Source organism: Corynebacterium glutamicum ATCC 13032 (assembly GCF_000011325.1).
Lineage (GTDB): Bacteria > Actinomycetota > Actinomycetes > Mycobacteriales > Mycobacteriaceae > Corynebacterium > Corynebacterium glutamicum.
Genome location: NC_003450.3, coordinates 573,705 through 586,326 on the forward strand (window position 1 = coordinate 573,705; position 12,622 = coordinate 586,326).

Consider the following 12,622-nt stretch of genomic DNA (forward strand, 5'->3'; position numbering starts at 1 on the left):
TGAAGCCTTGCGAATCACAATCCACCTCCCGGTTTCCGTCCGGGGAAAGTATTGCTTGGCAGGGGCGATTATGGGGAAAACCATCGCAACAACCGGAAAGGTAACTGCCACATGGCACGTCTAGCTGGTGTTGACCTCCCACGCAACAAGCGTATGGAAGTCGCTCTCACCTACATCTACGGAATCGGCCCAGCCCGTTCCAAGCAGCTTCTCGAGGAGACCGGAATCTCCCCAGACCTGCGCACCGACAACCTCACTGATGAGCAGATCGCTGCTCTTCGTGACGTTATTGAAGGCACCTGGAAGGTCGAGGGTGACCTCCGCCGCCAGGTACAAGCTGACATCCGTCGCAAGATCGAAATCGGCTGCTACCAGGGTATTCGCCACCGCCGTGGCCTGCCTGTTCGTGGTCAGCGCACCAAGACCAATGCGCGTACTCGTAAGGGTCCTAAGAAGACGATCGCCGGAAAGAAGAAGTAAAAATGCCTCCTAAAGCACGCACTAACGCGCGCCGCACAGGCCGTCGCGTTGTAAAAAAGAACGTTGCTAACGGCAACGCTTACATCAAGTCCACCTTTAACAACACCATCGTTTCGATCACTGATACCAACGGTGCTGTAATCTCTTGGGCTTCCTCTGGGCACGTCGGATTCAAGGGCTCACGTAAGTCCACTCCGTTCGCTGCTCAGATGGCTGCAGAGAACGCTGCCCGCAAGGCAATGGATCACGGCATGAAGAAGGTTGACGTTTTCGTCAAGGGCCCAGGATCAGGCCGCGAGACTGCAATCCGTTCCCTTCAGGCTGCAGGCCTGGAGATCGGTTCAATCTCCGACGTGACCCCACAGCCACACAACGGCTGCCGTCCACCAAAGCGTCGTCGCGTTTAATAGGGAAGGAAAGGTAATACAAAATGGCTCGTTATACCGGCCCAGCAACCCGTAAATCCCGTCGTCTGCGCGTCGACCTTGTTGGTGGAGACATGGCGTTTGAGCGCCGTCCTTACCCTCCAGGACAGGCAGGCCGTGCACGCATCAAGGAGTCCGAGTACCTGCTGCAGCTCCAGGAGAAGCAGAAGGCTCGTTTCATCTACGGCGTCATGGAAAAGCAGTTCCGTCGTTACTACGCCGAGGCTAACCGTCGCGCAGGCAAGACCGGTGAGAACCTGGTCGTCCTGCTCGAGTCCCGCCTCGACAACGTCGTGTACCGCGCAGGTCTGGCAAACACCCGTCGCCAGGCTCGTCAGCTTGTTTCCCACGGTCACTTCACCGTGAACGGCAAGGCAATCGACGTTCCATCTTTCCGCGTTTCTCAGTACGACATCATCAATGTTCGTGAGAAGTCCCAGAAGATGAACTGGTTCGAAGAGGCTCAGGACAACCTGGCCGACGCAGTCGTCCCAGCTTGGCTCCAGGTCGTTCCTGAGAACCTTCGTATCCTCGTGCACCAGCTCCCAGAGCGCGCACAGATCGATATCCCACTGCAAGAGCAGCTCATCGTCGAGTTCTACTCGAAGTAGTTTTTGCTTACCCGGCTGCCCCGGGTGCACAGGAATCTTTCGATTTTCCAAACATCCTTCATGGTTTTAGAAACCTTTACCGACGTCAAATAGCGGTCGTCACTCAAGGAGAGTTCAATGCTCATTTCACAGCGCCCAACCATCACCGAGGAATTTGTTAATAACGCACGTTCCCGGTTTGTCATCGAGCCACTGGAGCCAGGTTTTGGCTACACCCTCGGTAACTCCCTGCGCCGTACCCTGCTGTCCTCCATTCCTGGAGCAGCAGTAACCAGCGTCAAGATTGACGGTGTACTCCACGAGTTCACCACCATCAGCGGTGTTAAGGAAGATGTCTCTGACATCATCTTGAACATCAAGGGATTGGTTTTGTCTTCTGATTCCGATGAGCCAGTTGTTATGCAGCTGGTCAAGGAAGGCCCAGGAGTTGTAACTGCAGGTGACATTCAGCCACCAGCAGGCGTGGAGATCCACAACCCGGATCTGCACATTGCAACCCTGAACGAGACCGCCAAGATTGAGATCGAGCTCATCGTCGAGCGTGGACGTGGCTACGTTCCCGCAACTGTTACTGCAACCGGTGGAGAGATCGGCCGCATTCCGGTCGATCAGATCTACTCCCCAGTACTGAAGGTCAGCTACAAGGTTGAAGCTACTCGTGTTGAGCAGCGCACCGACTTTGACAAGCTGGTCATCGACGTTGAGACCAAGAACTCTATTACCGCACGTGACGCCCTGGCGTCGGCAGGTAAGACCCTGGTTGAGCTGTTCGGCCTCGCACGCGAGCTGAACATCGCAGCCGAGGGCATCGAGATCGGACCATCTCCTCAGGAGACCGAGTACATCGCTGCCTACAGCATGCCAATCGAGGATCTGGACTTCTCTGTCCGTTCCTACAACTGCCTCAAGCGCGAAGACATCCACACCGTGGGTGAACTCGCAGAGCGCGCTGAGTCCGATTTGCTGGATATCCGCAACTTCGGACAGAAGTCGATCAACGAGGTAAAGATCAAGCTTGCTGGCCTGGGTCTGACCCTGAAGGATGCTCCTGAAGACTTCGATCCTTCAACTCTTGAAGGTTATGACGCCGAAACTGGTGGCTACATCGATGTCGAGGCGGAAGATTCCGAGTAAGTCGCATGGTCCAATTCATGGGCCGCGCTAAATCAACGTACAAGGAGTACATCTAATGCCTACCCCTAAGAAGGGCGCCCGCCTCGGCGGATCCGCAAGCCACCAGAAGAAGATCCTCTCTAACCTGGCTGCATCTCTGTTCGAGCATGGCGCAATCAAGACCACCGATGCTAAGGCAAAGGCTCTGCGTCCATACGCTGAGAAGCTGATCACCAAGGCTAAGTCCGGTTCCGTTGCAGATCGTCGTAACGTTCTCGCACTGGTTCCTAACAAGGAAATCGTGGCTTACCTGTTCAACGAACTTGCTCCTAAGTTCGAGAACCGTCCAGGTGGTTACACCCGCATCATCAAGCTGGAGAACCGTAAGGGCGACAACGCTCCTATGTCCCAGATCTCCCTCGTTCTCGAGGAGACCGTCTCCGCAGAAGCATCCCGCGCAACCCGCGCATCTGCTTCCAAGAAGGCTGCTGAAGAGGCTGAGACCGAAGAGGTAGTCGAGGCTCCAGCTGAGGAGACCGCAACCGAAGAGGCTGCAGAAGAGAAGTAAATTTCTCTAACTCCGCATAGAATGCCCGCAGTGAACATTGTTTACTGCGGGCATTTTACGTATCTGCACCCCGCCCGGCTGCGCTGAGCAGCCGTAAAGCGTGGGGCGTGACGTCGAAAAGCAAAAAATGAAAGGCAGACATGGACAATTCAACGGTGCGAATCCGGCTGGATCTAGCGTATGACGGCACGGATTTTCATGGCTGGGCGAAGCAGGGGACCAGCGATCTACGCACCGTGCAAAAAGTGTTGGAAGACAATTTGAGCATGGTGCTGCGTGAGACTGTTGAATTGACTGTGGCCGGGCGAACCGATGCGGGGGTGCATGCGGCGGGCCAGGTGGCGCACTTTGATATTCCGGCACACGCTTTAGAGCAGCGCAGTATTGATGGCGATCCAAGCAAGTTGGTTCGGCGCTTGGGTCGGTTGCTGCCCGATGATATTCGGGTGCATGGCGTACGTTTTGCCGAGCCCGGGTTTGATGCGCGATTTTCCGCGATGCGCAGGCACTACGTTTATCGCATTACGACGCATCCCGCCGGCGCGCTGCCTACGCGCCGCCACGACACGGCGCAGTGGCCAAAACCTGTCGAACTAGAGCGGATGCAATTAGCCGCCGATGCACTGCTGGGGCTGCATGATTTTGTGGCGTTTTGCAAAGCTAAGCCACATGCGACGACGGTGCGTGAACTACAAAAATTTGCGTGGAAAGACGTCTCCACTGACATCGAACCGCAGGTGTATGAAGCACACGTGGTGGCCGATGCTTTTTGCTGGTCGATGGTGCGCTCGCTGGTCGGCTCCTGCATGGCCGTGGGCGAAGGACGCCGCGGATCAGGGTTTACTGCAGAATTGCTTGATGCAAGCGAACGCAGCCCCATGGTTCCAGTAGCACCTGCGAAAGGTTTGAGCTTGGTTGGCGTGGATTATCCTTCCGCTGATAAGTTACAGGAAAGAGCGCTGGAAACCCGAGCTGTTCGCGAGTTTCCGGACGCGTCCGCGAGCCTAAAACTAGATGATGAGTAAAAGGGACTAAACTCGTCTCTCGTATCTTTCAGTCATTTATGTCTGATAAGCAGGCGCGTGCGCCACACAATTGGCACAATCACAAGAAAGTGAAGTGGGAACCTAGATGCTGACGACACTATGGATTGCGGTGTTGGTATTTACCGTTCCAGGATTGGTCGTCTCGTGGGTTTCTGGCCTTAAAGTGCCCTGGGCTATCGCAGCCTCCATCCCAGCCACCTTCGGTATTTACGGCCTGTCCGCCTGGTTGCTGGGCTTGTGGGAGATGCGTTTTGATCTCCATTCTGTAGTTATTTCCACATTGGTTTTCGCTGCGGTTGCTTTGGTATGGCGCTTGTTTTTTGTCGGTGGTTGGCTTGTACGTCGGCGTAAAGCACGTATCCGCAGGCAGACGCTCGCGGATGAAGAGCGGGCAGAAAATGCTGAGGTATCTGCAGGGGAGCCTGCCGAATCGAGCACAAACGAAGCAGCCGAATCTGAATCTGAAACCTCGGAGCGTCGCGGAATCTGGCGCGTGATCTTTGATTACATGCGCGACGGTGGCATCTTGGATCACCGTTGGCTGCTGCCTGCCGCAGGTGCTATCACTGGTGCGTGGCTGATCATTGATCGTGCCGTTGATCTGCTCTTGAGCACCGAGCATGGTTTGGGCGATATCGTCCAAGGCTGGGATGTCCATTGGCATGCTTCGACTGTCCGTTTTATAGATGAGACCGGCATTGCGTCATCCACGATGATGGGGCAGCTGCGCAATATTGAAACGCAGCAAGATCTGTTCTACCCAAGCGCATGGCATGCTGGTGCATGGGTGCTGTCGGATGTCGGAAATCTGACGATTGTTGAAGCCACCAACCTCACTGGCATTGTGCTGTCCGGATTGTTGCTGCCGTTAGCTGTTGCACTGATTGCATGGCGGATGATCAACAATCGTGGACTGACCGCGCAGATTGGTGCGGGCTTTGCTGGACTGATCACCATTGCCTCTCCGGTACTGTTCTGGGTTGGTAACTACGTGGGTGCGTGGCCTTATGTTGCTGCGATCGGTGCTTCAGGTGTGGTGCTTGCGCTGTTTATGTCCACTCCGTCTGTGCCGGTAAGAATCTTTGCCGCAGCATTGGCGTTCATGGGTATGTTCCAGCTGCATCCAGCCCCATCCACCATCGTGATCATGGTGTTGCTGCTGTGGTGGCTGCTCAAACTCGTGGTGGTTCCAAGCCAGAAAGTGAAGGGCTGGAAGGCGGGCATCGGTATCCGTTTGAAGGATGTCGGCATCCTGGCCATCACGGGCATCATCGGTGTGCTCTTCATGCTGCCTCAGGTGATTTCAGGTTCCGAACAAACCGAAGATGTGCTGTCATATTCTGCTGAGGAACAAGTCACCCGCAGCGAGTCCTGGTTGGTGTCTATTTTCATGGAGACCCGCCATGTTGATTTCTTCGGAAATATTGACATCGTCCCAGTGCTGGTATTCGCAGCAATCGGTGGCGTGGTTGCTTTGGTGTGGCGCGGAAACTTGTGGGCGCCGGTGTTTTACTTCGCCAGCGTTGCGTTGACCGCTAACTCGCTGAAGCCTTTTGAAGAGCCGTGGGGTGATTGGCTCAACATCGTGGGCGGTCTGCATTACTCCACAGGACACCGTTTGATCATGCCTGTCGCCATGTTCACTTTTGCTGCCGCAGGTATCGGCGCTGCCGCAGTGATCCGTTTGATCTGCTTGGGACCAATAAAGAAGTTCACCACTGTTTCCGGTGTTGTTTCTGTGGTGATGGCTCTTGTTGTGGCTGTGCCATTGCAGACTTGGGCGAAGGATTTTGTAGAGGAAGGATCCGAAACCACAATCCTTGCGCCACACAATGATGAACGTATGGTGAGCAACAACGACTTGGCTGCCTGGGACTGGTTAATCCAACAGCCAGGTGGAGCTGACATGAACATCATGGGTGACCCCGCAGATGGTAACGGCTGGATGTATGCCTACAACGGCTTGCACTCCGTGGCCCGCCACTATGCATGGCCAGCAGCAGGCGAAGGCTCTGCCACCGCGATGCTGTTCTGGTGGCCTCAACTTCTAGGTGTGGGCACCGATGAAAACCCAGATCAAGTCAACGATGTGGATCAGGCTGCTCGTGATCTCAACGTCGGCTACTTCATGATCAGTCCGTGGACGTTCTGGGATTTCCAGATCCCCAACTTCCGCCAGATCGATCTGCTGTGGCAAACCCCAGGCGTGACACCGGTGTACAAGAAGGGCGACTCGGTGATCTTCGCAGTCAACGATATGTTCACTGACGCCGAACTGGATCAGATGCGTGCACCTGGTAATTCTCCAGAACCACTGCCAGAGCTTCCTACCTTGGGCGAGCTTGGGTTGGCTGAAACTGAAGACGAGGTAGATCAGACTTATTACCATCGTCCAACGGTTCCTGCTGGTGTGAACTCAGAGATGCCTTCAGCCGAAACTCTGTATGCACCGGATCCAACGAAGCCGCATACGGTCCCTAACTAATCACAAAGAGTATTCAGTAAATCGACCGCAGTCGGTGAATCCTAGTTTGCGATAAACGGGCTCACCATCTTCGGAAGCTTGCAACACGGCGGTGTCACACCCTGCGTTACGTGCGGTATGCAACGTGGCTAAGGTGATGGCTCCGCCGTAGCCACGCCGGCGTTTGTGCTCAAGGGTGGAGATATTGTAGATTCCAACTACGCTCGCGTGTATGAATGCTTCCGCAGAACACACTGCGCGGTTGCCCGCATAACCCACCAGATAAAGTGCGGGCGAGTTCTTTCTCAGTGCGTATTCAGCTGCTTCGGTATAGAAACGCTGCACAGTTTCGGCGGGTGGATTCCAATTCGCAGAAAGAACTGCAGCGTAATCTGCCAGCTCTTCGGGAGATTTAACCACCCGGATCTCTAAGCCCTCAGCGCAAGCTTCGGGCAGCGGTTCGGTTAAGTCTTTCCACATGCCTGTTTCTGTTTCGGAGGCATTTCATTGGGCCTCAACGAGCAGCTCTCCGATATTTCTAGGGCTGGATGCGGGGCCGACCCACCAGGAAAACGGACGGAGTGCATGTTCTACAAAAGCGGTGGTTTCAGCAATCCGCGCAGCTGCAATCTCAGGGGTAAAGCGTGCGCCCGCAATAATGTTGAACGTGTCATCGTCGAGGCTACTGTCTGCGATGAGCAGGCCATCGGTGTGCGTGATTGTTGCGGATGCAAGATGCCGGTGGAGATGGCAGAAATGCTCCGCTAAGTTCTCTTCGATTGCGCGTTGTAATTTACCGAGGTCCTTCATAAAACTTCATTTTAGGTATCACAAAGGTGCCATAAGTCGCACCCTTTGTTAGACTGCAAAACTCGCCTTTTGGTTCCCTCAAAAGCAAATCTGAGAATCTTCCCACTTTCACTAGTCTTATCCCGGACCAGCGCACTACAGTTCCTGGATTAGGGGATGTAAAGATCTAAAGCTGGGGGAATACATGGCTGAAGGCATGTTGATGCCCACGACATCGGCGCAGGTGTCGGGGCATAAATTTCTGGTGCGGCGCATCGAACATGGGTTGGTGATGGGCGATGTGCGCATGATTCATGATCCACTTGGTAGGCGCCGGCGGGCGTTGGTGTTTGGGGTGGTGGCGTGCGTGATGTTGGCGGTGGGATCATTGGCGTTGGCTATTTTTCGACCCGCGAAGGATCCGGCCGATGCGCCGTTGATCCGCTCTGAATCCGGCGCGCTCTTTGTGCAGCTGGATGGGTCGGTGCATCCGGTGGCTAATGTGGCCTCGGCTCGGTTGATTGTGGGGGAGCCGGTGGATCCGGTGAACGCCAGCGATGCGATCATCGCGGGCATGCCGCGCGGAGTGCCGGTGGGGGTTCCTGATGCGCCGGGGCTTTTCAGCAGCACCGAAGAACCCGAGCAAGATTGGTTTGTGTGCCAGGATGTCGGCACTGGGGATCTACACATTACGGTTCCTAGGGGCGGACTAGGGCCCACCCTGATTGCGGAAGGAAATGGGTGGCTGGGGGCGTCGAAAAGCGAAACCGGCGAGGTCACCTGGAACCTGATTACCGCGGACGGGCGCCGCGAACTGCCGGCGTGGGGCAGCGAACATGGGCGCATTATGCGCCGCCACCTGGGGATTTCCGAGGACACCCCGCGCGTATACCTGACCACTGAGCTGCTCAACGCGATCCCCGAGCACGACGCGGTCCGCTTCCCAGCCCCGCTGCCCGAGCTTGTCGACGCCTCCACCCGCAACTGGTTACGGCTCGACGGGGCGCTCGCCGAAATCACGCCGCTACAGCGCGGGTTGCTTATCGACGCCGGTTCCGGTGTTTTCCCCGACCCCACCGCGCTTCTTGGTGTGCATGAAGAAACAGCCAACACCTTGACGCTGCCCGAGCAAACAGTTTCTTGGCAAGATCTGGACGGTGGTTTTGCCTGCGCGGATGGTGAAGGCCAGATCGGTTTCCTGGAAACTCTGGAATCGGGGGTGGCGCTATCTGGTGATTCCAGGGCGAAAAGTTTCAGCACAAACGCTGGTGGGGCAGTGGGCGTGGACAGTGGCTTTGGCTACTATGTGGTCTCTGATTTTGGGCTGATGCACCCTGTTTCTACTGGTGAATCGATGGTTGCCCTAGGAATCACTGACGTGCAGGTCGTGCCGTGGAGCGTGCTGCGATTGTTGCCGCAGGGAAGTGAATTAGCAAAAGAGACAGCGCTCGCGCCCACCTATTAAGGAGTATGGTGGCCTTACATGAGCGGATTAGTTGACCCGGATAGTACTTTTTTAAAGACCATCGGAAAACTGAGCAACAGCTTGTCCATTGGTCGTGGAGTAGATCAAAAAGAGGTAATCCCCAAAGGCTGGAACGCCCATTGGGAGGCAATTACAAAGCTTAAGAGAAGCTTTGACGCGATTCCTGCTGGGGAGCGGGTGCGTTTAGCTAAGAAAACCTCCAACCTGTTCCGTGGACGCTCCGATGCAGGTCACGGCCTAGATGTGGCAGCGCTTGGGGGAGTGATTGCCATTGATCCGGTCAATGCCACCGCCGATGTACAGGGCATGTGCACGTATGAAGACCTGGTAGATGCCACTTTAAGTTATGGTCTGATGCCGTTGGTTGTGCCTCAACTGAAAACCATCACGCTTGGTGGCGCAGTGACCGGAATGGGCGTGGAATCCACATCCTTCCGCAACGGTTTGCCACACGAATCAGTGCTGGAGATGGATATTTTTACCGGCACTGGTGAGATCGTGACTTGCTCGCCCACAGAAAATGTCGACCTTTACAGAGGTTTTCCCAACTCTTATGGTTCGCTGGGATACGCGGTGCGGCTAAAAATTGAGCTGGAACCAGTGCAAGATTACGTCCAGCTGCGCCACGTGCGCTTCAACGATTTAGAGTCTTTGACCAAAGCGATTGAGGAAGTCGCGTCTTCTCTGGAGTTTGATAACCAACCCGTCGATTACCTTGACGGCGTGGTGTTTTCACCCACGGAAGCCTACTTAGTTCTTGGCACGCAAACCTCACAACCTGGCCCCACCAGCGATTACACCAGGGATTTAAGCTACTACCGCTCCCTGCAACACCCAGAGGGCATCACCTATGACCGCCTGACAATCCGCGATTACATCTGGCGCTGGGACACCGACTGGTTCTGGTGTTCACGCGCATTCGGCACCCAAAACCCCGTGGTGCGCAAACTCTGGCCCAGGGATCTGCTGCGCTCGAGTTTCTATTGGAAGATCATCGGCTGGGATCGAAAATACTCCATCGCTGATCGCCTGGAAGAGCGCAAAGGCCGCCCGGCTAGGGAACGGGTGGTCCAAGACGTGGAAGTTACGATTGATAAACTGCCAGAATTTTTGAAATGGTTCTTTGAAAGCAGCGACATCGAGCCGCTGTGGCTGTGCCCGATCAAGCTTCGGGAGGTACCAGGTAGTTCGGTTGGTGCTGGAGAAATTTTGAGCTCCGCTGAAGCAATCGACTCCGGTGCTGCTGAACACCCTTGGCCGCTGTATCCCTTGAAGAAGGACGTGCTGTGGGTCAACATCGGATTCTGGTCCTCAGTGCCGGTTGATCTGATGGGCTCCGATGCACCAGAGGGAGCATTTAACAGAGAAATCGAACGCGTCATGGCAGAGCTAGGCGGACATAAATCGCTGTACTCCGAAGCGTTCTACACCAGGGAAGACTTTGAAAAACTTTATGGCGGAACCATCCCGGCGCTGCTAAAAAAGCAGTGGGATCCCCACAGCCGATTCCCCGGTTTGTATGAAAAGACAGTAAAAGGCGCCTAGGATCGCTCACTGTAGGTAGAGGCTTGTGGTCACTACTTGTGGCCACATTTTAAAAAAATGCACAAGAAGAGAAAGCAAAGCATTATGAGTAACGCCGTAGCGCAGGACCTCATGACCATCGCCGACATCGTCGAGGCCACGACCACTGCACCCATCCCATTCCACATCACTGCCTTCGATGGAAGCTTCACTGGCCCTGAAGATGCTCCCTACCAGCTGTTTGTTGCCAACACGGATGCAGTATCCTACATCGCAACAGCGCCAGGAGATTTGGGTTTGGCACGTGCCTACCTCATGGGAGACCTCATCGTGGAAGGTGAGCATCCCGGCCATCCTTATGGGATCTTTGATGCGTTGAAGGAGTTCTACCGCTGCTTCAAACGCCCAGATGCATCCACCACCTTGCAGATCATGTGGACTCTGCGGAAAATGAATGCCTTAAAATTCCAGGAAATTCCACCAATGGAACAAGCCCCTGCATGGCGTAAAGCACTGATCAACGGGCTAGCATCCAGGCACTCGAAATCCCGCGACAAGAAAGCCATTAGCTACCACTACGACGTGGGCAATGAGTTCTACTCCCTGTTTTTAGATGATTCCATGACCTATACCTGCGCGTATTATCCAACGCCAGAATCAAGTTTGGAAGAAGCCCAAGAAAACAAATACCGCCTCATCTTTGAAAAACTGCGTCTGAAAGAAGGCGATCGCCTCCTAGACGTGGGATGCGGTTGGGGAGGCATGGTCCGCTACGCCGCCAAACACGGTGTGAAAGCCATCGGAGTTACGCTGTCTGAACAGCAATATGAGTGGGGTCAAGCAGAGATCAAACGCCAAGGTTTGGAAGACCTCGCGGAAATTCGCTTCATGGATTACCGCGATGTTCCAGAAACTGGATTCGATGCGATCTCAGCAATCGGCATCATTGAACACATCGGTGTGAACAACTATCCCGACTACTTTGAATTGCTCAGCAGCAAACTCAAAACAGGCGGACTGATGCTCAACCACAGCATCACCTACCCAGACAACCGCCCCCGCCACGCAGGTGCATTTATTGATCGCTACATTTTCCCCGACGGTGAACTCACTGGCTCTGGCACCCTGATCAAGCACATGCAGGACAACGGTTTCGAAGTGCTGCACGAAGAAAACCTCCGCTTTGATTACCAACGCACCCTGCACGCGTGGTGCGAAAACCTCAAAGAAAATTGGGAGGAAGCAGTTGAACTCGCCGGTGAACCCACTGCACGACTCTTTGGCCTGTACATGGCAGGTTCGGAATGGGGATTTGCCCACAACATCGTCCAGCTGCACCAAGTACTGGGTGTGAAACTCGATGAGCAGGGAAGTCGCGGAGAAGTTCCTGAAAGAATGTGGTGGACTATCTAAAGAAACAATGTTTCTTTTTAAGGTTCCCTAGGGGCAGGAGTTAATTGTAGGTAAACTCGACTAGCAATTAGCGACTGTCCCATTTCCCACCTGCTTTTGCGGATTTCAACACTTTCAGGATGCATCTGTAACTATGCCCATGCCACACCCCATGTTTATCGATGTCTCCTTCCCACCCGCGGAGACCTGTAGTTAACCCATGGGCACGATGCGAGAAATGGTCAGTGACCGCATTGACCGACTACAAGAAGCACACGCGCGATCAAAGCAGAAGAAGTTCGGCTTCTTAGTTCGGCCAGGCACCCTGATCCTTGGATGGTTGGTCACGATCATCGGTCTGATCACCATTCCACTTCCCGGCCAAGGCTGGCTGACCACCTTCATTGGTGTGGGCATTTTGTCTCTGGAGCTTAAATGGGCGAAGAACCTCCTGGCCTGGGGAGTGCATCAGTATGATCGCTTCTTCACCTGGTACGGCAAGAAATCATTCCGCTTCCGCATGGCGATGTTGGCACTGATGATTCTGCTGATTTGGGTGGTGTTCATCGTGACATTTTGGTTGATGTGGCACGCCGGAACTATCCCGTGGGCAGATGAGTTCTTCACCTGGCTTGGGTTGAGCCGCTAGCAACTATTCGCTTTGAAGGCGATCCATTAATTCGGAGCGCCTGGAAAAGATCTCATCCAAGGCATGCGATACAGA

General features: G+C 54.6%; 13 protein-coding genes. 11 read left to right on the forward strand and 2 right to left on the reverse strand.

Going from position 1 to position 12,622, the window contains the following annotated elements:
* Positions 1-111: 111 nt before the first annotated feature.
* From rpsM to CGL_RS02855, 7 genes are all read left to right on the forward strand, one after another.
* Positions 112-480, forward strand: coding sequence for a 30S ribosomal protein S13 (gene rpsM, locus CGL_RS02825; protein WP_003854425.1), 369 nt, complete (start codon positions 112-114; stop codon positions 478-480).
* A gap of 2 nt (positions 481-482) precedes the next feature.
* Complete coding sequence (gene rpsK / locus CGL_RS02830; RefSeq protein ID WP_003854428.1) at positions 483-887, forward strand: 30S ribosomal protein S11; 405 nt, start codon at positions 483-485, stop codon at positions 885-887.
* A gap of 23 nt (positions 888-910) precedes the next feature.
* Positions 911-1,516: a 30S ribosomal protein S4 gene (gene rpsD, locus CGL_RS02835; RefSeq protein ID WP_011013730.1), complete on the forward strand. Its 606-nt coding sequence runs from the start codon at positions 911-913 to the stop codon at positions 1,514-1,516.
* A 117-nt stretch (positions 1,517-1,633) separates the two neighbouring features.
* Entirely contained in the window at positions 1,634-2,650 is a 1,017-nt protein-coding gene (locus tag CGL_RS02840; RefSeq protein ID WP_011013731.1) for a DNA-directed RNA polymerase subunit alpha, read from the forward strand.
* Between the two features lie 55 nt (positions 2,651-2,705).
* Positions 2,706-3,197: a 50S ribosomal protein L17 gene (gene rplQ, locus CGL_RS02845; RefSeq protein WP_011013732.1), complete on the forward strand. Its 492-nt coding sequence runs from the start codon at positions 2,706-2,708 to the stop codon at positions 3,195-3,197.
* A 140-nt stretch (positions 3,198-3,337) separates the two neighbouring features.
* A complete protein-coding gene (truA, locus tag CGL_RS02850) occupies positions 3,338-4,222 on the forward strand; it encodes a tRNA pseudouridine(38-40) synthase TruA (protein ID WP_003860639.1) in 885 nt (294 codons plus the stop codon).
* Positions 4,223-4,328: 106 nt separating this feature from the next.
* The gene (locus CGL_RS02855) at positions 4,329-6,728 is read left to right on the forward strand and encodes a DUF6541 family protein (protein ID WP_011013733.1); all 2,400 of its coding nucleotides are present in this window, start codon (positions 4,329-4,331) and stop codon (positions 6,726-6,728) included.
* Here CGL_RS02855 and CGL_RS02860 read toward each other — a convergent pair whose 3' ends face one another.
* Positions 6,729-7,187: a GNAT family N-acetyltransferase gene (locus CGL_RS02860; RefSeq protein ID WP_011013734.1), complete on the reverse strand. Its 459-nt coding sequence runs from the start codon at positions 7,185-7,187 to the stop codon at positions 6,729-6,731.
* A gap of 24 nt (positions 7,188-7,211) precedes the next feature.
* A complete protein-coding gene (locus CGL_RS02865; RefSeq protein ID WP_011013735.1) occupies positions 7,212-7,517 on the reverse strand; it encodes a hypothetical protein in 306 nt (101 codons plus the stop codon).
* A gap of 184 nt (positions 7,518-7,701) precedes the next feature.
* On the opposite strand from CGL_RS02865, the gene eccB reads away from it, so the two are divergent.
* The 4 genes from eccB (at position 7,702) to CGL_RS02885 (ending at position 12,547) form a co-directional block, all read left to right on the forward strand.
* A complete protein-coding gene (eccB, locus tag CGL_RS02870) occupies positions 7,702-8,961 on the forward strand; it encodes a type VII secretion protein EccB (RefSeq protein ID WP_011013736.1) in 1,260 nt (419 codons plus the stop codon).
* Positions 8,962-8,979: 18 nt separating this feature from the next.
* On the forward strand, positions 8,980-10,527 hold the full coding sequence (locus CGL_RS02875; protein ID WP_011013737.1) for an FAD-binding oxidoreductase: 1,548 nt from the start codon (positions 8,980-8,982) through the stop codon (positions 10,525-10,527).
* A gap of 84 nt (positions 10,528-10,611) precedes the next feature.
* Positions 10,612-11,919, forward strand: a complete 1,308-nt coding sequence (locus CGL_RS02880; protein WP_011013738.1) for an SAM-dependent methyltransferase — start codon at positions 10,612-10,614, stop codon at positions 11,917-11,919.
* Between the two features lie 199 nt (positions 11,920-12,118).
* Positions 12,119-12,547: a TIGR02611 family protein gene (locus tag CGL_RS02885; protein ID WP_003860653.1), complete on the forward strand. Its 429-nt coding sequence runs from the start codon at positions 12,119-12,121 to the stop codon at positions 12,545-12,547.
* Positions 12,548-12,622 lie beyond the last annotated feature (75 nt).

Bases quoted from the DNA above. Each gene is read 5' to 3' on its own strand.
- rpsM (WP_003854425.1), top strand. From the start codon at position 112: ATGGCACGTCTAGCTGGTGTTGACCTCCCACGCAACAAGCGTATGGAA.
- rpsK (WP_003854428.1), top strand. From the start codon at position 483: ATGCCTCCTAAAGCACGCACTAACGCGCGCCGCACAGGCCGTCGCGTT.
- rpsD (WP_011013730.1), top strand. From the start codon at position 911: ATGGCTCGTTATACCGGCCCAGCAACCCGTAAATCCCGTCGTCTGCGC.
- CGL_RS02840 (WP_011013731.1), top strand. From the start codon at position 1,634: ATGCTCATTTCACAGCGCCCAACCATCACCGAGGAATTTGTTAATAAC.
- rplQ (WP_011013732.1), top strand. From the start codon at position 2,706: ATGCCTACCCCTAAGAAGGGCGCCCGCCTCGGCGGATCCGCAAGCCAC.
- truA (WP_003860639.1), top strand. From the start codon at position 3,338: ATGGACAATTCAACGGTGCGAATCCGGCTGGATCTAGCGTATGACGGC.
- CGL_RS02855 (WP_011013733.1), top strand. From the start codon at position 4,329: ATGCTGACGACACTATGGATTGCGGTGTTGGTATTTACCGTTCCAGGA.
- CGL_RS02860 (WP_011013734.1), bottom strand. From the start codon at position 7,187: ATGTGGAAAGACTTAACCGAACCGCTGCCCGAAGCTTGCGCTGAGGGC.
- CGL_RS02865 (WP_011013735.1), bottom strand. From the start codon at position 7,517: ATGAAGGACCTCGGTAAATTACAACGCGCAATCGAAGAGAACTTAGCG.
- eccB (WP_011013736.1), top strand. From the start codon at position 7,702: ATGGCTGAAGGCATGTTGATGCCCACGACATCGGCGCAGGTGTCGGGG.
- CGL_RS02875 (WP_011013737.1), top strand. From the start codon at position 8,980: ATGAGCGGATTAGTTGACCCGGATAGTACTTTTTTAAAGACCATCGGA.
- CGL_RS02880 (WP_011013738.1), top strand. From the start codon at position 10,612: ATGAGTAACGCCGTAGCGCAGGACCTCATGACCATCGCCGACATCGTC.
- CGL_RS02885 (WP_003860653.1), top strand. From the start codon at position 12,119: ATGGGCACGATGCGAGAAATGGTCAGTGACCGCATTGACCGACTACAA.